General features: G+C 71.3%; 26 protein-coding genes. 5 read left to right on the top strand and 21 right to left on the bottom strand.

Translation table 11 applies throughout. The features are described 5' to 3' along the window. The 5 genes from ACIOFR_RS27745 to ACIOFR_RS27725 form a co-directional block, all read right to left on the bottom strand. Positions 1-889 (bottom strand): DUF2637 domain-containing protein (locus tag ACIOFR_RS27745; RefSeq protein WP_401001839.1); only part of this gene is annotated, 889 nt, incomplete at its 3' end. Then, entirely contained in the window at positions 886-1,458 is a 573-nt protein-coding gene (locus ACIOFR_RS27740) for a WhiB family transcriptional regulator (RefSeq protein WP_401001838.1), read from the bottom strand. The genes ACIOFR_RS27740 and ACIOFR_RS27745, both read right to left, overlap by 4 nt. A gap of 102 nt (positions 1,459-1,560) precedes the next feature. Then, positions 1,561-2,265: an ATP-binding protein gene (locus ACIOFR_RS27735; RefSeq protein ID WP_360012944.1), complete on the bottom strand. Its 705-nt coding sequence runs from the start codon at positions 2,263-2,265 to the stop codon at positions 1,561-1,563. After that, the gene (locus ACIOFR_RS27730) at positions 2,265-3,251 is read right to left on the bottom strand and encodes a hypothetical protein (RefSeq protein ID WP_401001837.1); all 987 of its coding nucleotides are present in this window, start codon (positions 3,249-3,251) and stop codon (positions 2,265-2,267) included. The genes ACIOFR_RS27735 and ACIOFR_RS27730 overlap by 1 nt, the downstream gene beginning before the upstream one ends. Next, positions 3,251-3,451 carry a hypothetical protein gene (locus ACIOFR_RS27725; protein WP_401001836.1) on the bottom strand — a complete coding sequence of 67 codons (201 nt, stop codon included), beginning with the start codon at positions 3,449-3,451 and terminating at the stop codon, positions 3,251-3,253. Before ACIOFR_RS27725 ends, ACIOFR_RS27730 begins: the two co-directional genes overlap by 1 nt. 913 nt (positions 3,452-4,364) lie before the next feature. On the opposite strand from ACIOFR_RS27725, the gene ACIOFR_RS27720 reads away from it, so the two are divergent. Continuing rightward, positions 4,365-5,312, top strand: a complete 948-nt coding sequence (locus tag ACIOFR_RS27720; protein WP_401001834.1) for a zinc-binding alcohol dehydrogenase family protein — start codon at positions 4,365-4,367, stop codon at positions 5,310-5,312. Positions 5,313-5,417: 105 nt separating this feature from the next. Next, positions 5,418-6,269: an IclR family transcriptional regulator gene (locus tag ACIOFR_RS27715; protein ID WP_401001833.1), complete on the top strand. Its 852-nt coding sequence runs from the start codon at positions 5,418-5,420 to the stop codon at positions 6,267-6,269. A gap of 71 nt (positions 6,270-6,340) precedes the next feature. Here the strand turns inward: ACIOFR_RS27715 and ACIOFR_RS27710 are convergent, their stop codons facing one another. From ACIOFR_RS27710 to ACIOFR_RS27645, 14 genes are all read right to left on the bottom strand, one after another. Further along, positions 6,341-7,333 (bottom strand): hypothetical protein, encoded by a 993-nt coding sequence (locus tag ACIOFR_RS27710; protein ID WP_401001832.1) that lies wholly within the window; start codon positions 7,331-7,333, stop codon positions 6,341-6,343. A gap of 164 nt (positions 7,334-7,497) precedes the next feature. Continuing rightward, positions 7,498-7,932, bottom strand: a complete 435-nt coding sequence (locus ACIOFR_RS27705; protein ID WP_401001831.1) for an NUDIX domain-containing protein — start codon at positions 7,930-7,932, stop codon at positions 7,498-7,500. A 240-nt stretch (positions 7,933-8,172) separates the two neighbouring features. Further along, on the bottom strand, positions 8,173-9,081 hold the full coding sequence (locus tag ACIOFR_RS27700; RefSeq protein ID WP_401001830.1) for an aKG-HExxH-type peptide beta-hydroxylase: 909 nt from the start codon (positions 9,079-9,081) through the stop codon (positions 8,173-8,175). 176 nt (positions 9,082-9,257) lie between these two features. Then, a complete protein-coding gene (locus ACIOFR_RS27695) occupies positions 9,258-9,395 on the bottom strand; it encodes a hypothetical protein (RefSeq protein ID WP_401001829.1) in 138 nt (45 codons plus the stop codon). A gap of 87 nt (positions 9,396-9,482) precedes the next feature. Further along, positions 9,483-11,363 (bottom strand): radical SAM protein, encoded by a 1,881-nt coding sequence (locus ACIOFR_RS27690; RefSeq protein ID WP_401001828.1) that lies wholly within the window; start codon positions 11,361-11,363, stop codon positions 9,483-9,485. A 39-nt stretch (positions 11,364-11,402) separates the two neighbouring features. Next, entirely contained in the window at positions 11,403-13,166 is a 1,764-nt protein-coding gene (locus ACIOFR_RS27685) for an NAD(P)-dependent oxidoreductase (RefSeq protein WP_401001827.1), read from the bottom strand. Further along, the gene (locus tag ACIOFR_RS27680; protein WP_401001826.1) at positions 13,163-13,651 is read right to left on the bottom strand and encodes an NUDIX domain-containing protein; all 489 of its coding nucleotides are present in this window, start codon (positions 13,649-13,651) and stop codon (positions 13,163-13,165) included. Before ACIOFR_RS27680 ends, ACIOFR_RS27685 begins: the two co-directional genes overlap by 4 nt. A 44-nt stretch (positions 13,652-13,695) precedes the next feature. Beyond that, positions 13,696-14,562 (bottom strand): isocitrate lyase/phosphoenolpyruvate mutase family protein, encoded by an 867-nt coding sequence (locus tag ACIOFR_RS27675; protein ID WP_401001825.1) that lies wholly within the window; start codon positions 14,560-14,562, stop codon positions 13,696-13,698. Beyond that, the gene (locus ACIOFR_RS27670; protein WP_401001823.1) at positions 14,559-15,227 is read right to left on the bottom strand and encodes a dTMP kinase; all 669 of its coding nucleotides are present in this window, start codon (positions 15,225-15,227) and stop codon (positions 14,559-14,561) included. Before ACIOFR_RS27670 ends, ACIOFR_RS27675 begins: the two co-directional genes overlap by 4 nt. A 3-nt stretch (positions 15,228-15,230) precedes the next feature. Next, complete coding sequence (locus ACIOFR_RS27665; protein ID WP_401001822.1) at positions 15,231-15,965, bottom strand: hypothetical protein; 735 nt, start codon at positions 15,963-15,965, stop codon at positions 15,231-15,233. A gap of 117 nt (positions 15,966-16,082) precedes the next feature. Next, positions 16,083-16,478, bottom strand: coding sequence for an ATP-binding protein (locus ACIOFR_RS27660; RefSeq protein WP_401001820.1), 396 nt, complete (start codon positions 16,476-16,478; stop codon positions 16,083-16,085). 23 nt (positions 16,479-16,501) lie between these two features. Further along, complete coding sequence (locus ACIOFR_RS27655; protein ID WP_401001819.1) at positions 16,502-16,789, bottom strand: hypothetical protein; 288 nt, start codon at positions 16,787-16,789, stop codon at positions 16,502-16,504. Continuing rightward, positions 16,786-17,721, bottom strand: coding sequence for an NAD(P)-dependent oxidoreductase (locus tag ACIOFR_RS27650; RefSeq protein WP_401001817.1), 936 nt, complete (start codon positions 17,719-17,721; stop codon positions 16,786-16,788). The genes ACIOFR_RS27655 and ACIOFR_RS27650 overlap by 4 nt, the downstream gene beginning before the upstream one ends. Next, positions 17,718-17,873 (bottom strand): hypothetical protein, encoded by a 156-nt coding sequence (locus ACIOFR_RS27645; protein WP_401001816.1) that lies wholly within the window; start codon positions 17,871-17,873, stop codon positions 17,718-17,720. The genes ACIOFR_RS27650 and ACIOFR_RS27645 overlap by 4 nt, the downstream gene beginning before the upstream one ends. Before the next feature lie 241 nt (positions 17,874-18,114). Between ACIOFR_RS27645 and ACIOFR_RS27640 the strand changes: the two genes are divergently transcribed. The 3 genes from ACIOFR_RS27640 to ACIOFR_RS27630 are packed head-to-tail and all read left to right on the top strand — an operon-like array spanning position 18,115 to position 19,477. Beyond that, on the top strand, positions 18,115-18,990 hold the full coding sequence (locus ACIOFR_RS27640; RefSeq protein ID WP_401001815.1) for a helix-turn-helix domain-containing protein: 876 nt from the start codon (positions 18,115-18,117) through the stop codon (positions 18,988-18,990). Then, positions 18,987-19,214, top strand: a complete 228-nt coding sequence (locus ACIOFR_RS27635) for a DUF397 domain-containing protein (protein ID WP_401001813.1) — start codon at positions 18,987-18,989, stop codon at positions 19,212-19,214. The genes ACIOFR_RS27640 and ACIOFR_RS27635 overlap by 4 nt, the downstream gene beginning before the upstream one ends. Next, the gene (locus ACIOFR_RS27630) at positions 19,211-19,477 is read left to right on the top strand and encodes a DUF397 domain-containing protein (RefSeq protein WP_401001811.1); all 267 of its coding nucleotides are present in this window, start codon (positions 19,211-19,213) and stop codon (positions 19,475-19,477) included. The genes ACIOFR_RS27635 and ACIOFR_RS27630 overlap by 4 nt, the downstream gene beginning before the upstream one ends. Positions 19,478-19,578: 101 nt before the next feature. On the opposite strand, the gene ACIOFR_RS27625 is transcribed toward ACIOFR_RS27630, so the two are convergent. Further along, positions 19,579-20,283: an HAD family hydrolase gene (locus ACIOFR_RS27625; protein WP_401001809.1), complete on the bottom strand. Its 705-nt coding sequence runs from the start codon at positions 20,281-20,283 to the stop codon at positions 19,579-19,581. 2 nt (positions 20,284-20,285) lie between these two features. Next, a complete protein-coding gene (locus tag ACIOFR_RS27620) occupies positions 20,286-21,659 on the bottom strand; it encodes a helix-turn-helix domain-containing protein (protein WP_401001808.1) in 1,374 nt (457 codons plus the stop codon). Between the last annotated feature and the right edge of the window lie 80 nt (positions 21,660-21,739).

Here is a 21,739-nt window from a genome sequence, read left to right as displayed (position 1 = left end):
CGCCGGACCGAGAGCCCGGACCGCCCACGCCCGGACCGCCGGACCGAGAGCCCGGACCGCCCACGCCCGGACCGCCGGACCGAGAGCCCGGACCGCCCACGCCCGGACCGCCGGACCGAGAGCCCGGACCGCCCTCACCCGGACCGCCGGACCGAGAGCCCGGACCGTCCACGCCCGGACCATCCCGGTCGATGCGTCGGAGGATCCGTGTCGCGATGCGCTCGCGCAGCCGTGTGCCCTTGCGGTGCGCACGGAGCTTGTCCTCGGCGGACCTCGGCGCTGGCGTCGGTTTGGGAGCGGACTCCAGTTCCGCTCGGGCGGTCCGGGTGACGGCCTGCGGCCGCGTGCTCTCTGCAGTGTCGACGGGGTCGGTCGGCGCGGAGACGGGATGGGTGCCCGTGTCGGCGGTGGGGCCTACTGCGGCCCACGGGGTGGGTTGGTCTGCGGGTTCGGGCGTGGTGGTGCCGTGGCGGGTGACGATGATCCCGAGGTGGACGGCGCCGGCCAGTGCGAGTGGCGCGATGGTGCTCAGGGCTCCGACGGCGGAGTCGCCAAGCTGCAGCGTGTCCGCGTGTACGGCGGCCTGTTGGTTCAGGCGGACGGCGTGGGCGGCGTTGGCCCACACGCTGGTGCCGGTGGCGCTGGAGAACAGCGCCCAGGTGTAGGCGCGAGCGGTCCAGGGTGCTTCCCGCAGGATGACCAGCGCGCGGACGCCGTAGCCGATGAAGCCGTCGACAACCACCGGGAACAAGTAGGAGAGCTGTCCCCGGACATGGATCGCCTGTGCCATCTGCTGGAGAGCGTCGTAGGACAGGGCGAAGCCGAAGGCGCCGAGTACCCCGATCGCCGCGACATCCCAGGGGGATACCCGGGGTCGGCGGTTGATCACGCGGCCACCACCAGGCGCATCGTGGGGATCGTGCGCAGTTGCTTCGACAGTGCGATCTCCTGGTGGCGCATCGAGGCGGGGATGCTCTCCAGCTGGGTGTTGGCCCGGCTGCGGCGCTTGGCCGCGGCTTTGTAGCCGATGCCCAGTGCTTCGGACCAGACGGCGAGCGGGATGCCGGCCTCGATGGCGACGCGGACGACGGCGCGCTTCTCGCGTTCGGACAGGCGCGGGCGCTGGGTGCTGGTGAGGGTGGCGCGGACACGGTCGAGGTCGAGTCGGCGGTCCTCGTGGTAGGTGACGATCTCGTCGAGCTGGTCTTCGGTGTGGCCTCCACGGATGCCGTCGCGAACGCCGCACTCGACAGCGTCCTGGAGGCACTCGCTGCGGACGGGGCACTGCCGGCACAGGGCGAGGGCCTGGCGGTGGCCGGCGATGCGGGGCGGGGCGAAGAAGATGTCGGGGTTGGGGATGTCGGCGCACTCGGCCTTCAGGCGCCAGCGGGGGTCCGGGCGGTCGGGGACGGTGTAGGCGGCGTCGAGGTCGGCCGCAACAGCGGTGGTCGTGTTCATTCGGGGCAGGTCTCCGGTCGCGCCGCCGTATCGGCGGGCGGGCATGGCGGATCCCGGGGGCGGCTCGGCCGGCCTCGCGCGGGAGCGCTGGGTGTACGGGGATCAGAAGAGGGGGGCGCGTCGCCGGTCGGGTCCGGCGAGGACGGCCTTGTGGCACATCTGGCGCAGGCGGCTGGCCGTGCGGTCGCCGAGCAGGGCGGCCAGTTCGGCAGGGGTGATGTTGCTCGTGATGATGGTCGGCAGCTGCTGCTCGTACCGGTGGTTGATCAACCGGTAGGTCGTCTCCTCGGTGAACTCCGAGGCTCGGCCGGCGCCGAGGTCGTCCACGAGCAGCAGCGGGGTGCGCTCCAGGTCGCGCATCTCGCGTTCGGCGTCCGCGCCGGGGCGCGGACGCATCATGCCGTACAGGCTGACCGAGGTGACCGCCTGCCAGCGCAGCCGGACGCCGGCTCCGAGCAGCGAGCGGATCGCGCCGTAGGCCTGGTGGGTCTTGCCGGTGCCGGTCTCGCCGAGCAGCAGCAGCGAGGAGGCTCGGGCGATGCCGAGCTGCCCCTCGGGGCCGCGACGGGCGGCCTGCTTGACGTGCTCGACCCAAGCAAGGACCTGCGGGTCGTCGGCGGCGGCGTCGTGGAAGCGGGGCGGGATCCGCGAGGCAGCCAGCTCCAGGGCGTCCCGGTTGGGCCGCGGGGCAGCGGCACGCTCGGGCACGCCGATCACGGCCGGATCGACACCGAGGCGCGCAAAGCGGTCGACGATGCCCTGCAGGCCGGTGCCGGCACGGCGCGGTTCGCGGTCGCGGCCGGCCATCACAGCTCCCCGGTGTAGGCGGAGGCCCCGCCGGTCGGGTTGGTCCACGCCCGGTACGGCGCGCCGGCGCTGCGGGGGCGGCCGGGGGTGAGCGCTTCCTGGACGAAGCCCTCCAGCGCGGAGGGGTTCATGGGCTTGTGGGCCAGCAGCCGCAGACCCGCCCGGACCTGCTCCTGGCTGTAGCCAGAGGCAAGGAGCTGCTGCACCTCTCGCCCGAGGTGACTGCGGAAGCGCGGGCTGGGCGGCTGCGGGCAGGTACGGACGTACTCGGCGACCAGGGCGTTGGCACCGGTGGTGTGCGGGTGCATCGCGGCGACGCGCTCGGCGTCCGGTTCCTCCACCGCGCAGTCCTGGGTGGGCGCGGCGTAGCCGCCCCCCGGAGGGGGTGATCCAGGATCCGTGATCCTGGATCCGTTCGTGGAGGGTGTCGTCGAGGGTGTCGTCGAAGGGTGCGGGGTCTGCTCTTCGGCGCTCTCCGTGTGTCCGGCGGTGTCCTGGTTCCCGGTGCCGGGGACTTGGGTGGAGAGGTGCTCGGGGTGGCGGTCGGTGGCGGCCTTCCTGCGGGTGCGGGCGGCGGGGGCCGGCCGGTCGAGTGCGGCTTCCTGGGTCTGGTGGAGCGGGCAGGGGGCCAGTCTGCTCTGGCTGGGGCGGTCGATCTTCTGGTGCTTGTTGAAGGTGACGATGTGGAGGAGTTCCTCGCCGTCGTCAGCGGGGTTGAGGTAGCGGCAGACGAGGCCGACTTCGGCGAGCTGGCTCAGGTCCTCCTCGACGCGCTCGGCAGTGTGGACTCCGCCGTCCCAGCTCTTCTTCCTCTTCCAGATGAGCCCGCGGACGATTCCGGCGTCGTCGATGATCCGGCCGTTGTCGTCGACGTAGTTGAGCATGTACATGAATGTCCGCTCGGCGCTGAGGGAGACCTCCGCGAGCTTGGCGTCCCGGGACATCTCGGGCTTGTGGGTGCGGATGCGCCCGTCCTGGACCGCCATCACGCCGCCTTCGCGAGCGCGCCGGCCGGGACCACGGTTCCGGTGGCGAGGTCGACGTCGTGCTGGTGGCGCCAGTCCAGGGAGGGGAGGTCTCGGGCGACCCAGCTGGCCACCGCCTCCTCGACCGCGAGCGGCAGTCCGACGGACGTGTGGGCGCGGTCGTAGGCCCGGGCCAACCACAGATCGTGAGGCTCGGACACCGAGATCCGCACGATGCGGGCATCCGGGGCGACCCGTCGGAGACTGTCCGTGACGGCGTGCCGGGTGCCTTCCGACAGCCGGTCCAGGACTGGGGGGCGGTGCGCGGTGGGCCGACCCTGTGCCGGTCCGCCTGTACGCAGAAGCGCAAGCATGGTTCACTACCTTCTGTGTGGTAGCAGGCTGGCCGGGCTCGTCCAAAGGCAGGCCGCCTGCGGGTTGTGTCGAACAACTCACACGGTGTTACGACAGGCGCTCGGAGTTTCCCGCTCCGGGCGCCGTCGTCGTTTCCGCCCCAACCCTCGGGGCTCAGTCAGGGTCGCCGCCCTGAGTCACCACCGACCGCCGCCGAGATCGCGGCGGCGGGCGACGGCGGCGGGCGATGTCACTGTTCGTACAGGCCGCACCTTGCGCAGGTTTTCACCCACCGTGACAGCCGCCGCCGGGCGGTCGATGACCTGCGGAGCGACCCACGCCGGAACCGGCCATATATATTGGCCCGCCATCGAAATGTGACCCCCCGTCAAAAATGCGGCGCAGGTCTGCACCGCCGGGGACGACAATAGGTAGCCACCTGGATACCGGTCAACGAATTCGCGGAATCTACGCGGGTAGCACGACCGGTTTTCCAGAGGCTGGAAAATGATCTTGGATTGCCAGCTGGAATTACCCTCCGCAAGGGGCCGCGCAGCCCATGCGCATACCTCCACCTGCAATCCTCACGGTGAGCAACACTCCGACTTCTGCAACTCTGAGTAACGTGACGCAGAACACTGGGTAAGGGATCTTGATCGATTCGACGCCCGGAGACCCCTATATGCAAAATCGAAGTCGTCGATTCGGCGGCCGGTATATTCCATAGCCGAGCCCCCCGGGTTCGCATGAATACCAACTTCGAATGTCCAGGATTAAACAATGCGTGCGATTGCTGTGAAGGAATTCGGCGGCCCCGAGGTCCTGGAGCTGTGCGAGATGCCCGAGCCCGAGATCCGGCCGGGCCGGCTGCGGCTGCGCACCATCCTCGCCGGAGTGAACTTCGCCGATATCCACCTGCGGGAGGGCACCTACCCCGCGCCGATGCCCTGCCCGTTCGTCCCGGGCAACGAGGTCCTCGGCGAGGCCGAGGACGGCCGGCGCTACGTGGCCCTCGGCAAGGGCGGCGGCTACGCCGAGGTCGTCGCGGCGCACCGGAAGCTGACCTTCGAGGTCCCCGACGGCGTCAGCGACCACGACGCCGTCGCGCTAATGCTCCAGGGCAACACGGCCTGGCACCTCCTGCACACGGACCTCAAGCTGACCGCCGAGGACACCCTGCTGGTGCCCGCCGCAGCAGGCGGCGTCGGCTCGCTCGCCGTGCAGCTCGCCAAGCGCACCGGGGCGAAGGTCGTCGCCATGGCCGGCACCGAGGACAAGCGCCGGATCGCCCTCGGCCTCGGCGCCGACGCCGTCGTCGACTCCTCCACCACGGAGAACCTCGCCGAGCGGATCGTGGAGGCCGCCGGCGGCCAGGTCACCGCCGCCCTGGAGATGACCGGTGGCGACGTCTTCTACGCCACGCTCAACGCCCTCACCCCCCGCGGCCGGATGTCCGTCTTCGGCGCGGTCACCGGCGTCGAGGGGCTCGTCCCGATCACGCAGCTCGTCGGCCAAAGCAAGTCGGTCACGGGCTTCTGGCTGCCTTCCCTCTACCCCTCGCGCACCCACATCAACGAGTCGATGACCGCGCTGTTCGACGCCGTCCAGGAGGGCTGGCTCAAGCCGCTGCCGGGCCCCGTCTACAAGCTCGGCCAGGCACGCCAGGCGCACACCGACCTCGCCGCCCGCCTGACCTCCGGCAAGGTCGTCCTCAACGTCCGCAACTGACCCCGGGGTCACCCACTCCTCGCCGGCCCCCACCGAGCAGGCCGGGCAACCGTTGTAGTCGCGCCCCTGACAGGGCGCGACGATCCTCCCTGGGGAACTACACACATGACCATCAGCACCGCACGCGAGGACCGCGTTCCCGCGCAGCGTCAGGGCAGTGCACAACCCGCGAAGTCCGGCTCCCTCGCCGCCCGCGCCTACGTGGTCCAGCAGGCGCTCGCCCAGCTGCCGGGCGACGTCCACGCACTGCGGGACATCGCCCGGCTGGCCAAGCTGCCCGAGGCCACCACCCACCGCATCCTGCAGGACGGCGTCGACAAGCACATCTTCGAGCAGGTCGGCAGAGGGATGTACCGGCTCGGCACCGGTACCGCCCGCGCCGGCGTCCAAGCCATGAACCGCCTCCCGGGAGCCACAGGCACGCACACCTACCTCGTCCGGCTCCACCAGGCCACCGGGGGCCTCGCCCTCCTCTACGTCCTGTCGGCGTTCGGCGGCGCGAAGCGCCTGTGTACCGACTACGAGATCGGCGGCATGGACCCGGCAGAGGTCGGCATGACGGCGGAGGACGTCGTCTCGGTCTCCCGGTCGCTGCGCACCGGAGCCTCCGGCCGGGCGATCCTCGCTCATCTGCCGCAGGACGCCCGCGACCAGGTCCTCGCGGAGGAGGTACCCCCCACCGCGGGCCCCGGCGTGATCAGGGACAACCGGGCGCTGGCCGACTCCCTGCTCGTCATCCGCGAACGCGGCTACGCCATCGGCCGCCAGGAGTGCATGGCGGGCTGGGACAGCGTCGCGGCCCCCGTGTTCTGGCGCTCCCAGGTCATGGGCTCCGTCCTGCTGCTCAAGCCCACCAGCACGATGCCGGAAGACCTGCGCCCGCTGATCCACCACACCCTGCGGGCCGCCAAGGACATCAGCGACCTGACCGCTACCCCGGTCTCCGCCGTCCTCTAGCCGCGCCGAGCCGTGTCGGCCGTCCCTTCGAGGGGAGGGGACGGCCGACGCCACTCTCGGCGCACCCGCTGTCACACCGTGGTCGGCTGCCGCCGCGCACGCATCGCAGCCCGCGCCCGCGCCGCACCGGCCGCCGTGTACGGCTCGCCGCTGCCGATCCCGGCGACAACGGGGCCGGAGCGTCCCGAGCACGGCCCGCACAGCCCCGGCCTGCGCATCGGGGCCTGGCAGTTGTCGCACTCGTGCTCGCGCACGGGCGCCGACGGCTCCGCCCTGCGGGGCGGGGGCGGCATCTTGCGAAGGAGCCGGTCGCGTACCACCGCCGCCGGGGAGAAGATCTGCCCCGGCAGCCCCGGCAGCAGCGCGGCGGCCAGCTCCGCCGGACCGCAGCCCACCGCCAGCCAGCGCCCCACCAGCGGCGCCAGCTCCACCACCTCCGCCTCACCGAGCCGCAGACGCGGCTCGTCCTTCAGCACCCGGTACAAGGCCAGGGCCGCCGCCTGCATCGGTCCCTTCAGGTCCTCGATCGAAGCCGTCGCCCTCCCGCCCTCCGCCTCCGGGCGCCGCGCTGGCGACGCGGAAGGCTTCCGGTCACCTTCGTCGCCACGGGCGGGGAGGGAGGGTTCTTTCTCCAGTTCCTTTAGTACAAGGACGCCAGCACCCCCGGAGTCCGGTACACCGGACGCCGGGCGCGCCACACTCGGCTCCACCTGCGGCTTTGCCGCCTCCAGCAGTTCCTCGGCGGCCTTCAGGCCAGGGAGCTGCGGGGTGTCGTAGACGTGCGCCTCGCTACGAATCCGCCCGTCGGCCCCGCGGATCTTGCGAACCACGTAGTAGCCGGCCTCGATCAGCTCCTTCAGCGCCTTGCGGACCGCCGCCCGGCTGTCGGGGCCCGAGTCGGCCATCTGCCGGGCGTCTTCCCGCCAGGTCTTGGGCCGGGACAGAAGGTCGCCGAGAAGGCCCCGGGCGGCCAGGCTCAGCCGCCGGTCCTGAAGGATCGAATTGGGCAGCACGGTGAAGTTGCGCGCGTGGGCGCTACGATGTACCTGCATCGGGAGTCGCATCTCCTGTTGCCGGACCCCGGGGTGTTAGCGCACCGCCGGGGTCACCTGTGTTCGATTGGACTACGGAACGTAGCACACACAAGGCCCTTGACCTGAAGCCCAGTTCGAGCGGCCTTGATCACGTCCGGTTCTCCTGCGTGAAGGGGCGCGAGGGTCGCCTGTGGCTAGTCGAACAGGCGCCCCAGTAGGGCGCCCTGGCCGGACTGGAGGACATGTGCAGCCTGCAGCGGGATCCAGAAGCACTCGAAGTGGGTGGGCTCCTGTTCGCCATCGTGGCCCTCCTGGCTAGCCCAGCGCTCCGGGGTGGGCTCGGTGAGTTCCAAGTGGAAGACGTGCCTGTGCTGGACCTCGGCCCGGTACGGGGTCATGTCGTACTCGGTTTCGCCGAGAGAGCGCACGATCTTGAAGCCGCTCAGGCCGGTCTCCTCGCTGGCCTCGCGCAGGGCGGCATCCTCCGGTGTCTCCCCCGGACGAATGCTGCCCGCTGGGACCTGGATCCCGACTTCCTCATAGCTGTAGTCGGTGTGACGGAAGACCAGGAGCCGGTCGTCCCGTACGACGTAGACCAGCACCTTTTCCTTGGTGACCTTCTCGGCCATGGAGCCTCCGGTTGTTCATGAATCTGCGTCCGGCTGCACCCGCGCCGGAGGTCGCCTGTTTGGGGCACGCCCAGTCACGTGGAGCCCCCGGCAAGTGGGCCGGCGCGAGGTAGGGAGCCTCCGGGCTCGCAGGTACCGGCGCGGCGGACCTGTCCTTGTTGAATGTCACCCCTGACAGAACATCACAGTACAGACCGGTAGCCCCCACGCTTCCAAGCACCGGGACTGACCGGCCAGCGTTCACAACGCGAGAGCGTGCCGGTAAACGGCCCGCAGCCGGGCCTGCAGGGGCGCGTCGCTGATGGTCTGCAAAGCGGTTTCGTGGTCGCCTGCAACGGTGCGGAGCTGGTCGCGCTGCCGGTCGAGGTAGGTGGCGAGGAAGTTGTGAGTCTCGCCGCTGATGGTAGGCAGGACGGCGGCGACGTACAGGGAAACGAGGGAGAAGGACCAGCAACCGTGGATGAAGCCGTACGCCGGGCGCTTGGTCTTCTTCCACGGGGAGTAGAAAGTCTGGGTGTTGTCGATCTCGCACCTGGTGGCGGTGAGCGCGTCGTTGAGCCAGTTGTGGCCCGCTTCGTGGACGAGGTCGCGTCCGACCATGACGGGGTTGTCGGGGACGTAGTCGAGGACGACGGTGCCGGGCATGCGGCTGATGGTCCAGCTCCGCAGCGGGCTGCCGAGGGACTTGCCATCGAGAAGGACGACGACGGGGGCGTGGTCGGCGACCAGGTCGCCGAAGCCGTGGTCGGCGGCAAGGTCGGCCGCTTCCCGGGTGAGCTTGGGCAGGTGCTCGGGGGCGGCCTGGGTGGTGGGGCCGAGAACGTAGTACGGGGTGTCGGAGATGCCGGAGGTGAGCAACCCGTCCTCGCCGGGCTCGACGGTCAGCGGGCCGGCGGCCTCGGTGAGGTGGGCGGCTCCGGCGTCGGGGTGCTCGGCGTACCAGGCGAAGGTGTCCTGGTCACTGTTGCGGGCGGCGTGTTCGGCGCCTTCGAGGATGTGGTGGGCGAGCGCGTACGCGGCGGCCTGCGCCTGCGCGGGTGCCGTGATGGTGCGGCCGGTGCCGCGGCCGATGGCTTGGTGGATACGCTCGGTCCTGGCCTGGTGGTGGGTGTGGATCGCGGGCATGTGGAAGACAGTGCTGAGGTCCATCGCAGTCTCCTTCGCGTGGGGTGGGGTGGGGCCAGGGCGGGTGGGCCCTGGCCCCGGGGGGGGGGCCGGGGGGGGGGGCCCCCCCCGGGGTGGGGGGGGGGGGGGGGGGGGGCGGGGGGGGGGGGGCCCCGGCCCCCGGCGGGTGCCCGGTGGGACGGGCACCCGCCGTTTCGCTGTCAGGCGTGGACGGTCGGCTCGGTCGGCCAGTCGTCGGCGCCCTCGCGGGAGGAGTGCGCGGTGAAGCGGATGGAGCCGTCGTCCTCGCGGAGCTCGTCCACAATGTCGAGGAAGTCCTTGGCCCAGCTGTCGCCCATCGTTGATTTCCTTTCTGTACTGGCTGGTTGGGGTTGCACTGGGTGTTCGGCGGGGGTTCGGGGGGCCTCTCGCCCGCGTTGCCGGGCTCACGCGGCCGGAAGGGGCTCGGGGAGGGTGCCGGCCCAGGCCGGGCAGCCGCAGCCGGTCTCGCCGTCGGGCCTCTCGGCTTCGAGGGCGGCCGCCAGGAGCTCGGTGGCCTGGTCGAGGGCGGCGAAGTAGGCGGTGGCAGTGGTGCCGGTGGCGGGCAGCAGTCGCAGGTCGAGGACCGGGTGGGTGCGGCCGGTGTTCTCGCAGGTCAGGTTGTTGCGGGCGATCAGGAGCCGAACGGCGGACGGCATCGCCCGCTCGCACCGTTGGGCGGCCCGGCACAGGGCGGCCGCGGTGGCGGCGTATTCGGCGCTGCCTCGCGGGAGGATGCCGACTTCCCTGGTCTGGTTCTTCCGGCCGGGCTGGTCGTAGTGGTGGCCTTCGCAGCTGTCGTAGGTGACGAGGTTCCAGCGGCTGGTGAGGTGGTAGACGAGGGGTTTGATGCCGGGCTCGATCGCGTCGGCCCACTGGGGGTGGGCGGGGTCGAGGTCGTCGGCCGGCTGGGTGCCGGGCAGGCCGACGGTGTTGATGTTGCCGAAGTCGCTGGTGCGGAGCTCCGCCTGCTGGCGGCTGGCGGCCGGGTTGTCCCAGGTGGCGAGGAAGCCCTGGACATCGCGCATCCGGTTGACGGGGGTGGGCCGCCAGTGGGCGGTGCGGCACCGGGCGCCGTCGGGGTGCTGGGGGTTGGCGAGGAGGGCGGCGGTGCCGTCGATGAGCCGTATCCGGTGGTCGCAGTACGCGTCGTGCTGCCCGGCGAGGTTCATGCGCCAGCGGGTGGCGATGCAGCCGCCGCCGCAGGTGGTGCGGTAGTCGCAGGTCAGGCAGCCGGTCATGAGGCCGCGGCCTTGGCCGAGGAGGTCGGAGCGGCGCTGTGCGGTGGTGATGTCGGCTGGGCTCGTGGCGGGTTCGAGGACGGTGAGCTGGGCCTGTGGCCAGGGCAGTTCGTCGCAGCTGCCGAGGCGGCCGCCGGGGTAGAGGGTGAAGACGTGGTCGCACTTCATGTCGGAGAAGTGGCAGAAGGAGACACCGAGGCCGCGCAGGCGGCGGATGGTGGGCACGGCCGGGGAGAGCTTGAGGCGGCGGAACAGGCCGGTGGTGATCCAGTGGGCGGTGGCGGCGAGGACGAAGTCGGTGTACTGGTCGGGGGTGATCGCCCAGGCCGGGCCGCCCGCCCGGGTGAGGGCGGCGCGCTGCAGGGTGCGGCTGGCCGGGCGGCGCCGGCCGGTGTGGGGGGTGGGGCGGGTGATCGCGGTGTCGAAGCACGGCACGAAGCTGACTGAGGTGACCGCGTCGAACCCGGCCAGGCGGTCCAGGACCTCGGCCGGGCGGCCGAGGACGGCGGGGGTGACGGTGGTGATGATCCCGCAGCGGCGGCCGCGCTCGGCCAGCAGGGCGAGGGCCTTGATGACGGCCGGGTAGGTGGGCTCGCCGTCGTAGCCGACGCGCCACCGGTTGCCCTCCGCGTCGCCGTCCAGGGAGATCCCGATCTCCAACTCCGGGTAGTACGCGTCGAAGAGGTCGAGCCATTCGTTGTCGAGCTGGACGCCGTTGGTCTGCAGGGATACCCGCTTGACCTGCGGGGTCGCGGCGAGGGCCTTCAGCAGGCCCGCGATGTGCTCCTTGCCGGCGGTCAGCGGTTCCCCGCCATGGAGTTCGACGGCGAGCGGTCGGCCGGGGAAGACCTTCGGGAGGACGTGGACCTGGTCGGCGCTGATGACCCGGCCGCCGGGGGCTTCCTTGCGTTTCTCGTAGCAGTGCAGGCAGTCGATGTCGCAGGTCTCGCCGCGGACCTTGAGGATCACCGAGACGGCGTCGTCGTCGGAGGTCTCCAGCGTTCGGTACAGGTGAGTGATCTGCTCGACCGCGGTGGTGGGGTGCATCGGGTGCCTCCCAGGAAGAAGGGGTTGGGCGGGGCCAGGTCAGGGGTGGATGGCCTGCTGCCACGCGGCGAGTTGGCCGGGGGTGAGGCGGATGGTGGTGTCGGCGCGCTTGATCCGCCAGCCGTCGCTGTAGCGCTGGGGCAGCCAGCCGGGCTCCAGCCAGAGCACGGGCACCGCACCGTCCGGTTCGGCGGTCTCCGGCCACACCTCAAGGAGGGCGGCGAGCAGCCGGACCCTGGCCTGGCGGAGGGCCTGGCCGACCGGTCCGGCGGGCGGTGGCGGCGTCGCGGCTGCGGCGAGGACGGGGGTCCACTTGTCGCCCAGCAGCGGGTGGCCGGCGGCGGTGTTCTCGGCCTGCTGGACGGCGGTCTGCAGCTGCATGGCGACCAGTTCGGCGGCGTCGGTCATCCCGGCCCGGGACAGGCCATCGAGGTCTTCGGCCAGGCTGATCGCGTGCTGGATGCGGTCGGCGAGCGCCCACTTGCGGTAGACGTCCTGCTCGGCCTGGTCGAGGACCGGCTGTTCGCCGCCTGGCAGGGTGCGGGCGGTGGCCAGCACGGTCAGGGCCGCGAGGCGGCGGCGGACGGTGCGGAACAGGTCGACGTCGTCGGCGAGGATGTGGAACTTCCGCAGCAGGCAACGAAGTTCGTCCACCTCGGTCGCCGCTTGGGCTTCCAGGTCGACACGGATGTCGTCGACGATGCGGGACTGCAGCACCGGGACGGGGCCGTCCGGGATCAGGACGCGCAGGTCGACGTCGCTGCGGGCGTGGGCGAGGCCGCAGGCCACGGGCCCGGTCATCCACACCGGCGAGCCGGGGTACTCCTCGGCGAGCTGCGCGGCGACCTGGCGGGCCGCCCGCACCCTGGCATCCACGAGCTCGGCCGCGCTCCCGGGTGCGGGCCGTCGAAGGAGAGCGTGGGCGGTGTCGGTGACCCAGTCGTCCAGCACGCGGCGCACGTCGCGGCGCTGGGCGCCGATGTGCGGGGTGACCAGCAGGTTCAGCGGCTTCGGCCCGGTCCGGAAGAGGTGGGCGTCGGTTGCCTCGACGGGGTCTACGGCCAAGCCCGACAGGCGCCCGTCGGCCAGCGCCTCCAGGCACGCGCCGGTGTCGATGGTGGCCAGGCGGCCGGCGACGACGAGCAGGGGTGCCCGGCCGGAGGCCGCGTCGAGGAACGCGGTGTTGAACAGGGCGGTGTTCTCGGCGGTGGCGGGCAGCGCGACGACGTGGGCGTCCGCCCAGCCCGGCAGGTCTGGGGCGGGCATCTGCGGCAGGCCGGTGATGCTCCGCCGGGCGGCGAACGCGATGTCGCTGACGAACGGGGCGAGCAACGTGGCCGCGGCCCGGCCGACCGGTCCGGCGCCCCAGATCGCGACGTTCGCCGACGACAGCGGCGCCCCGGTGCAGGCGGCCTTGAGGTGGTCGCCGGCCGCGAGGCCCTGGGCGCCGAGCGGGATGCGCCGAGCGAGGGAGAGCAGAGCCGTCAGGCACCACTCGGCGACCGCGTGGGCGGAGGCGCCGGGGTTGCGGTGCAGGCCGATCCCCCGCTCGGTAAGGAGGGCGGTCTCGATGCCGTCCAGGCCGGAGCCGGCCCGCACCACGTGCCGCAGGTTCGGGAGGGCCGCGAGCTGGTCGGCGCCGAGGTGGGTGCCGGAGCGGATGACGATCAGCTCCGCCCGGCGCGCGGGCCCGACGACGTCGGTGAGGTCGGTGAACTCGTAGACATCGTGCGAGCTGATGCGGCGGACCAGGGCAGCCGGGTTGCAGGCACCCTTGGCGACCAGGATCGTCGGCGACCTCACCGGCCCCGCCCCACCTGGGCATGGTCCACGAGGACGTCGCGGCTGTCCGCGAGGCCGGCGAGGACCGCAGGGGCGACCTGCGGGATCAGCACCTTGTCGGTGAGTTCCTCCAGCGGCACCCATTCGAAGCCGACCTGGTCCGGGTCGCGCGGGTCGGAGAACCGGGGTTCGGTGCGGCCGTCGGTGATCTCGGCGAGGAAGTTGTGCTGGGTCTTGTGCTGGGGTCCGAGGTCCTTGCCGAAGCGGCCGGGCACGTACTCGACGACGAACATCTGACGCACGGTGCGCACGGTGAGGCCGGTCTCCTGGAGAACCTTGCGGACGACCGCGTCCCGCAGCGGCTCGCCCTCGATCGCCTTGCCGCCGGGCAGGTTGTAGTGGAAACAGCCGCCGTCGGCGCTGTCGTCGTAGGACAGCAGCAGGATCTTGCCGTCGTGGACGATGGCGGCTTTCACGGACACGCTGATGCTGGGCAGTTCGCTCAACTGGTGCCTCCGGGCAGGGACGTAGGGACAGGAGGTCGTGCCGGTCACAGGGCGGCGCGGGCGTCGGGGTCGCCGACGCGCATCAGGTCCTGGACGTCGGCGAGCCGGCGGTTCTCGAACACGCCGGTGGTGCGGAACTCTCCGGCGGCCCCGCGCATCGCGGCCAGCGCGGCACGGGAGAGCTGATTGGCGTAGATCGCCAGGCGGAACCCGGCGTCACCGAGGGCCTGGTGGTCGAGGTGCGGGAAGGCGGTGGGGACGGTGGCCAGCGGCGCCCCGGTCCACCGGTTGCCGACTTCCAGCGCCTGGCGGCCGGTGGCGTCCTTGCTGTGCACGAGGACCGCGTCCGCGCCGGCCGCCTCGAACAGCTCGGCGCGGGTCAGTGCGTCGGCGATGCTGCCGCCGCAGATCAGCGTCTCGGTGCGGGCGATCAGCAGCAGGCCGGGGGCGGCGGCCCGCACCTCCTTGATCTGCTCGCACACCACCTCGGTGTCCGCGAGCTGCTGGGCGCGGTGCTCGGAGAAGGAGTTGCACTTGGGGTAGCGGGAGTCCTCCAGGCACAGGGCGGCGGCGCCGGCGGCCTGGAGGTCGAAGCCGTACCGGGCGGCCGACGGCCCGGTACCACCGGCGTTGTCCACGTCCACGATCACCGGCAGGTCCGTGACGCGGCGAAGGGAGGTGACGACGTCGGCCAGGTCCCGGGAGCCGAGCACGTTCTCGTCGGGGAGCCCGGAGGCCGCGGAGACCTCCAGGCCCGACACCCACAACGCGTCGAATCCGGTCTCGACGGCGACGCGGGCGGCGATCGCGTTAACCGCACCGATCGCCTGCACCGGAAGCCCCTCACCGGCGGCGAGGGCGGCGCGCAAGCGGCGGCCGGCCGGGGCGAGCGGGGATATGGCGGTGCTCATCGGGGGCTCCCTGCTAGGTCGGGGGTCAGGCCGCGCTCCAGCAGCGCGGTCCAGGCGTCCGCGAGCACAGCGGCCCGGGACTGGGAGGCATCGATCCGCAACGTTGGGCCGATCTTCGGGAAGCCAGCCGGGTCGGCGGTGATCGCCCGGTAGGTGTCGCGGACGGTGGTCTGCACGTGGTCGACGTCCCAGTCCTCTCGCACCGAGTCGCCGGCGGCGCGAGAGGCGGCGCGCTCCATGGAGGTACTGGTCGCGGCGTCCAGGATCAGCGTCAGGTCCGGGACCGGGTCGATCTCGGCGGCGAGTTCCGCGTAGGTGAGCTGGGGGTCCTGGCCGTGCTTGACGTGGAAGAACGCGAGTTCCGACAGCAGCCACCGGTCAGCGATCACTGGCCGCACTGGGAGGGAGGGGGTGATCAGGATCTCGACGGTGGCCCGCTTGTCGGCGGCGAGCGCCGCCAGGTAGCGGTCCCGGTTAGTGGGGGTGGGCGTGTACTTGCCCTCCGCCAGGTCCGCAGCCACGTAGGGATCGAGCCAGTTCGTGGTGAGGACCGCCAGCGGCGTCACCCCGTACAGGTCTTCCAGCAGCCGGTACAGGCCCTTGCGGAGTGTGGTCTTGCCGCTGCCGTCCAGGCCCTCGATCACGATGAAGGGAAATCGGTCCATTGCCTACTCCACCTGCCCCGCTCCGGTGCCCGACTGGTACTTGGTGAACTGGCCGCGCCACGGGACCGAGGTGGTCACCAGGTCGGTCAGCCGCATCCCGCCGATCTCCTGCAGCAGGTCCGGCAGCGTCGGTTCCAGCACCACGCTCTCGGCGACGGCCCGGCAGTATGCGGCCCGCAACTCCCGGTCTTCTTCGCCCTGGTGCCGCAGGGCCGCGCGCAGGACGCGGATTGTGCTGCCGAGGGCAACGGCACGGGCGGCGTTCTGCAGCATCGGCAAGGTGGCGGTGCGACCGCTCTCGTGGTGGATTACGGCGAACACTCCGACCCACCAGGCACTGGCACGACTCGCTCCGTGAACAGCGGCTTCCGTTGCACCGTCGAGGCCTTCGGCCAGCAGCCAGGCGACCTCGTCCACCGCGCTGGTGAGCCCTCCGGCGGCGACGCGGTGGAGGCCAAGCTGCTGCGGCACGGTGATCCACGGTTGCAGGCCGGCCGCCCGGATCAGGATGTCGTCCACCGGGACGACGAGGGCGGGGCGCGACACCAGGTCGGCGGGGTCCAGCTCGGCGGGCAGGGCGAGTTGGCCGGCCGGAAGCGCGGCGGCCTTGCGCCACTGCTCCAGGTGCAGGTGCGCCCGCTGGACGTGCAGTGCGTCGGCGAGCGCCTGCCAGGTGTCCCGGACGGTGGGCTGCCCGAGCCTCCCGGGCGGGCCGACGGTCGGCGTGGTTCGTTCCACGGATTCTCCTCACGAATCGAACAGGGAAACAGCGAAAGGTGGTTGCCGAATCACGGAGCGCGACGGGCCGGTGTGGGGGTCGACCGCTGGGCCGGGTTGACCGGGCGCCCGGAGCCGTCAGGAGGCGGAGAGGTCCGCGTGGACGGTCTTGCCCCGGGGATGGAGCGTGGTGCCCCATTGGTGGCCGGTGAGCTTGTCGACTAGGGCGAGGCCGCGGTGGCACTCCTCGTCGTCGCCGGCCGCTATCAGCACGGGCAGTTCGCAGGAGCCGTCGCGGACGAGGATGCGGACCCCACCTGCGGCAGTGCGGCGGACGGCCACCAGCATGAAGGTCTGGCAACCGGTCCTCAGGGCGTTGGAGACTAGCTCCGAGACGACGACCTCGGCGGCGTCCGCGAGGTCGCCCCGGCCCCATTCGCCCAGCTTTCCCCGCACTAGCAGGCGGGCGGTCCGCGCGGCCTCGGGCCGGTAGCGGAGCAAGGTGGTCGACGGGCCGGGCACAACCGTCCTCACGGCGAGCGATGCCAGCGACGCCGTCATCGAAGCCCCCGGCTCCGCCTACGCCGCCGGCCTTCCTGCACGCCGTGGAGGACCGCGGCCCAACGACGGGCCCTGTCAACGCGGATCCCGTCGACCGTCCGCGAGACGACCTGGACCGGGTGGCCGGCCGGGGTGACGATCCGCAGGTCGCTGTCGGAACGGGCGTGGGCGCGGCCCTGGACGAGGGCGCCCTCCAGCCGGGTCTGCGCGCCCGGGTGGTCGGCGGCCAGCACTGCGGCGGTGGCGTGCGCGATCCGCAATTGCTCGGTATACCAGGGGCTCACGGGCGGGCCGCCTCACACCGGCCGACCAGAGTGCGGGCGGTGGCGCCGACCCAGTCGTCCAGCTGGGCGCGGACGTCGGTGCGCTGGGCTCCGATGTGCGGGGTGGCGATGAAGTTGCGGGGCGGGCCGCCGCGGGGCAGCAGGCACACGTCCTCGCGCTCCACCGGGTCCAGGGCAAGGCCGGCGAGGTCGCCGTCGTCGAGGGCTTCCAGGCAGGCGGGCACATCCAGGGTGGCGAGGCGTCCGACGCAGACCAGCATCGGGCGGCGCTCGCGGGCGGCGGTGAGGAAGTCGGCGCCGAACAGGCCGTGGTTCTCCTCGGTGGCGGGCAGGGCGACGAGGTGGATGTCCGCCCAGTCGGCGAGCGCGGAGGCCGGGAGCTGGCGGGTGCCGTCGGGGATGCTGGGCCTGGCCGCGTAGGCGATGTCGCCGACGTGCGGGGCCAGCGCGACCTCGCACGCCTGGCCGACCGGTCCGGCGCCCCAGATCGCGAGCCGGGCCTCGGCGAGGGGGCGGGTGACGCAGCCCGCCTTGAAGTGCACGCCCGCGGCCAGGGCCGACTGCCCGAGCGGGATGCGCCGACCCAGCGACAGGACGGCGGCCAGCGCCCACTGCGCGACGGACACGGCGGCGGGCCCGGGATTGCGGTGCACCGAGATCCCGCGGCGGGCCAGCTCCGGCAGGTCCAGCCCGTCCAGACCGGAGCCCGCCCGGATGACGTGCCGCAGCGCCGGGAAGTATTGGAGCTGCTCGGCGCCCAGTCGCGCCCCCGAGCGCAGCACCACGATCTCGGTGGTGTCGTTGACGGGTTCGCTGCCATCGAGGGCGTCGGCGTGCCGCACGTTCCAGCCGGGCAGCGCCTCGGCCAGGGTGGTGAGGTCGATGGCGCCGGCCATGACGAGCGCTGTGGGCCGGAGCACGGCTGCGGTCACCACCGGTCCACCAGGATGTCGCGGGAGTGGGCGAAAGCATCCAGGAGTGCGCGGTGGAGGTGGACCCGCTGGACGGCCAGGCCGTACGAGAGCGCTTCCCAACCGTCGGCCACACCGCCCGGACGTGGGGATCTCAGGAGTTCGCGAGCCATGGGTGTCCTCTCAAGGGCAAGCCGAGGGCCGCGCAGCGGTAGCACTCCGAGAGTTCAGGAGTGCGCTGCGTCACATCGAGAAGCGTCCACCCATCGGCCGCATCGCGTCAAGCACGTGACTGGCAAAATGCCATTTGAGGTGCCAGTCATATGAACGGCACACTTGCCTACACTGATCCGAGCCGGGCCGGGGTGGCCTACTCTGGCCGGGCAGACGCGCTTCAACCTCGGAGGGGACCAGATGGCAGCTACCGTCCCGAGCAGTCCGACCGCCGCCCGGAAGGCGTTCGGCGCTGACATAAGGCGCCGGCGCGACGACCGGGACCTGACCGCGGCGGAGGTCGCGGTCGTCATCGGGTGCAGCACCTCCAAGGTGACCCGCATCGAGACTGGCCAGCGCAGTGCCAACCCGGACGACTTCGAGGCATTGATGGACCTCTTCCAGGTCCCCGATACCGACCGGACCCACCTGGAAGCCCTTTTCAAGCGCGGTCGCAAGCGGACGACGATGTGGTGGGACGCCTACGGCGACGTCCTGAGTTCGAAGTACGTCGAGTTCATCCGCTACGAGCACGAGGCGGCCGGCGTCTTCGACTACCAGGTCGTCTACGTTCCGGCTCTGCTCCAAACCGAGGAGTACGCCCGCGCCGTCACTGGCGTCGGCTTCGCCGCGCTCGGCCCCGACCAGATCGACAGCCTCGTCGAGGTCAAGATGCGCCGCCAGCGACGCATCCACGAGGACGAGGATCTCCGGTTCTCCGGGGTGATCACGCAGGCCGCGCTCGAGTTCCACGTCGGCGGCCGAGTTGTTCAAGCCGCTCAGCTCCGTCATCTGCGCGCCATGATGGAACTGCCCAACATCGATCTCCGCGTGATCCCCTTCAGCAAGGGAGCGGACGGAACCCAGACCGGCGCGTTCAGCACCTTCACAAACGAAGGACAGGAGTCCCCAGAAGCTGCCTTCGCGGAGGCCGTGACTGGTACCGTCTTTGTCGATGATGCACTGGGTCTGCGGCGCCTCCACCGCCTTTCCACCTACCTCGCCGGCGCAGCACTCAGCGCCGACGAGAGCCTTGACTTGATCGAGCAGACCGAGAGAAAACTGGCATCAGCATGAACGTTCTGGACCTGTACGCGGCTCCTCTCGAAGGAGCCAGCTGGCACAAGAGCACGTACACCGCCAATAACGGCAACTGCGTGGAACTGCTCCCGGTGCCCTCGTTGCCGGCCGTGGCCATCCGCGACTCGAAGAACCTCCAGATCCCGCCGATCAGGACCAGCAACCAGTCGATGCGGAGCTTCGCCGACGCCCTCCTCAACGGCGAGCTGGTAGCGGCATGAGCCACCCCCGGACCACCGCCAAGGAAGCCCTCTACGCCCTCGACCTCAGCGACGCCGCGTGGCTGGTAGCGCCGAGCAGCGACCCGTCGGACCGCCTGGAGGTCGCATTCCTCCAAGACGGCGCCGTTGCACTTCGGCACTCCGCGAACCCTGCGGGCACCATCCTGCGCTACGACGCCCAGGAGTGGGTCGCCTTCCTGCGAGGACTCGAAGACGGCGAGTTCGACGCCGACATGGAGCGCATCCTCACCGCCACGTTCTAGGGCATCGCTGTCGCTGCTTGGCCGAAGGGAAGGCCCGCTTCAGCAACGCTCAGGGCGGGCTCGGCCTCGAAGCCAGCAGCCGCTGGACCTGCCGCTGCCGGTCAATTCGTGACGGCCTCAAGGAGACCGGCGAGGTCCCGCAGGTCACCGAGTACCCGGTCGGCGCCCGCAGCGGCCAACTGCTCTGCGGACGTGGTGCCAGAAGCAACGGCGACCACCTTCGCGCCGCCTTCGGCTCCGGTCCGCACGTCCTCCAGCGAGTCACCGATGATCACCGTGTTCGCCCGGTCGAAGGCGATGCCGTAGCGATCTGCGGCGCGGCGTTGGGCGATGCCGACCAGGGCCGGCCGGTGAGAGTGGTCGGAGGCGAAGCCTCCGACGCCCAGATCCACATACCGTTCCAGGCCGAAGGCGCCCAACTTGATGGCAGCGCTCTGCCGGAGGTTGCCGGTCACCACGGTCGGTACGAGGGCTGGCTGGACGTGGACGGCTTCGAGGGCTGCCACGGCGCCGGGCATGACCTGACCGCTGCTGCGCAGTTGCTCGGACCGCTCAGCGAGCAGCGGGGGTAGGAGTCCGACGATCCGCTCCGCCAGGGGCTCGATGTCGTTCTGGTCCACGTCGTTGGCCGTGAGCAGCTCCCGGACCGCGAGCGGCATGGTGCGGCCGGTCCCGCGTTCGGGGAGCTTCGTAGCATCGCGGCCCACCACCGCGCGGAACGCTGCCCGGTAGACCGCACGGTCCGTCTCGCCCACGTACAGCAGGGTCCGGTCGATGTCCCACAGAACGAGCACGGTGCTGGTCACCGTCAGAGCTCCTTGGCCGCCATCACTTGTCGTGATCGTTCTACCAGCTCGCTCGACCACAGTCCCGGGATCGCCCGTACGTGCTCAACCGCCTTTGCGAGATGGTCGGCCAGACGGGCCGACTGGACATTCGCGGCGAGGGTCAGCGCGGAGTCGGCGGCGGCGAACCCCCCGTCGCGATCCCCGGCGAGAAGGTGGGCGGAGGCAGCGCGAGAAGCGAAGAGGGCTCTGGTCCGCAGGTCGTTGGGATTCAGGGTGGAGGCGGCCTGTTCGAAGTAGGCAGCTGCGAGCCGGTGTTCGCCGAGTTCGAGGTGGCAGCTGGCGGTCTGGCCGAGGATCTCGCCGCGGTTCATCCAGTAGAGCCAGCCGGGGTCCTGTTCGGACGAATCGTGCGAGGCGAGGTCCGCTGCTCGGCCGAGCGCGCGCAGGCATGCCTGGTTCTCGCCGAGTTTGGCGTGCCCGCGGGCCTGGCGGGTCAGCAACATGGCTTCCAGGACAGGCGAACCGACTGTGCGGACCTTCTCCCGGGCGGCCTGCATGGCGGTCACGGCGTCGCGGGGGCTGCCGACGGAGTAGCTCTGGATGGCCATGTAGGAGAGGGCTCCCGCGCCGTAGCGCGGGTCACCGGAGGCGTGGGCGGCCCGCAGGGCCGCGAGCAGGGCGCGCTGCGCTTGTTCGTGGCGGCCGGCGTCGAAGTGGAACCAGCCGAGCTGGGTCGCAGTGTCGGCTGCGATGCCCGCTAACTGCCGTCCCGTCTTCTCGTCGTAGCTGGCCGACTTCAGTGTCTCGTAGACGAGGCCGAGATGGGCCCGCGCGAGACCGGCGACGAGTCCGCTGCCCGAATTGGCGTCCATGGTGCGGAGGCTGTCGATGGTTCCCTGCAGGCTCCCGACGAGGTCCGGGGCCACTCGGGCTCCGTCGAGTGCGCGTTCGAGGGGTTCGGCGTCGGCGATGCCCCACTGGTGGATGTAGGCGGACAGCGCGGCCCCGGTGAGGACCAGGACTTGCCGGCGATTCGGACGCATGGCGGGCTCCCCTCGCATCGCCTCCTGCAGTCCGGCCACCATACGACGGGCCGTCCACGGCTCGGCGGCGTCCTCGTGGGCCTGGAGTGAACTGCCGACTGCTTCCGGGGAAGATGACTGCGTACTACCTCGAAGCGGGAGCCGCACAAGGTCGGCGGGCGCGCCGATCGTATTGAGGAACTCGACGATCCTGTCGATGTGCGTCAGCTGTACCCGTCCGGCCTCCAGTCGGGACAGGTAGCCCTGCGTTAGTCCGGTGATCCCGGCCAGGTCGTCCTGGCGCAGGGGGACGATTTCCCGCAGGCGCCTGCTCAGGCTGCCGAAGTCCAGCTCAGTGAGGGTCTCGCGCACCTCGGCATCGCGCCACACCCAGGCTGGCACTCTTGTAGAGACCGGCTCGGCGACCTTCCTCGCGCATGGGCCGCACACAC

It is taken from the genome of Kitasatospora sp. NPDC088346 (assembly GCF_044740765.1).
Lineage (GTDB): Bacteria > Actinomycetota > Actinomycetes > Streptomycetales > Streptomycetaceae > Kitasatospora.
The sequence above is the reverse complement of the archived record's forward strand: the minus strand, read 5'-3'. Positions and strand labels throughout refer to the sequence as shown.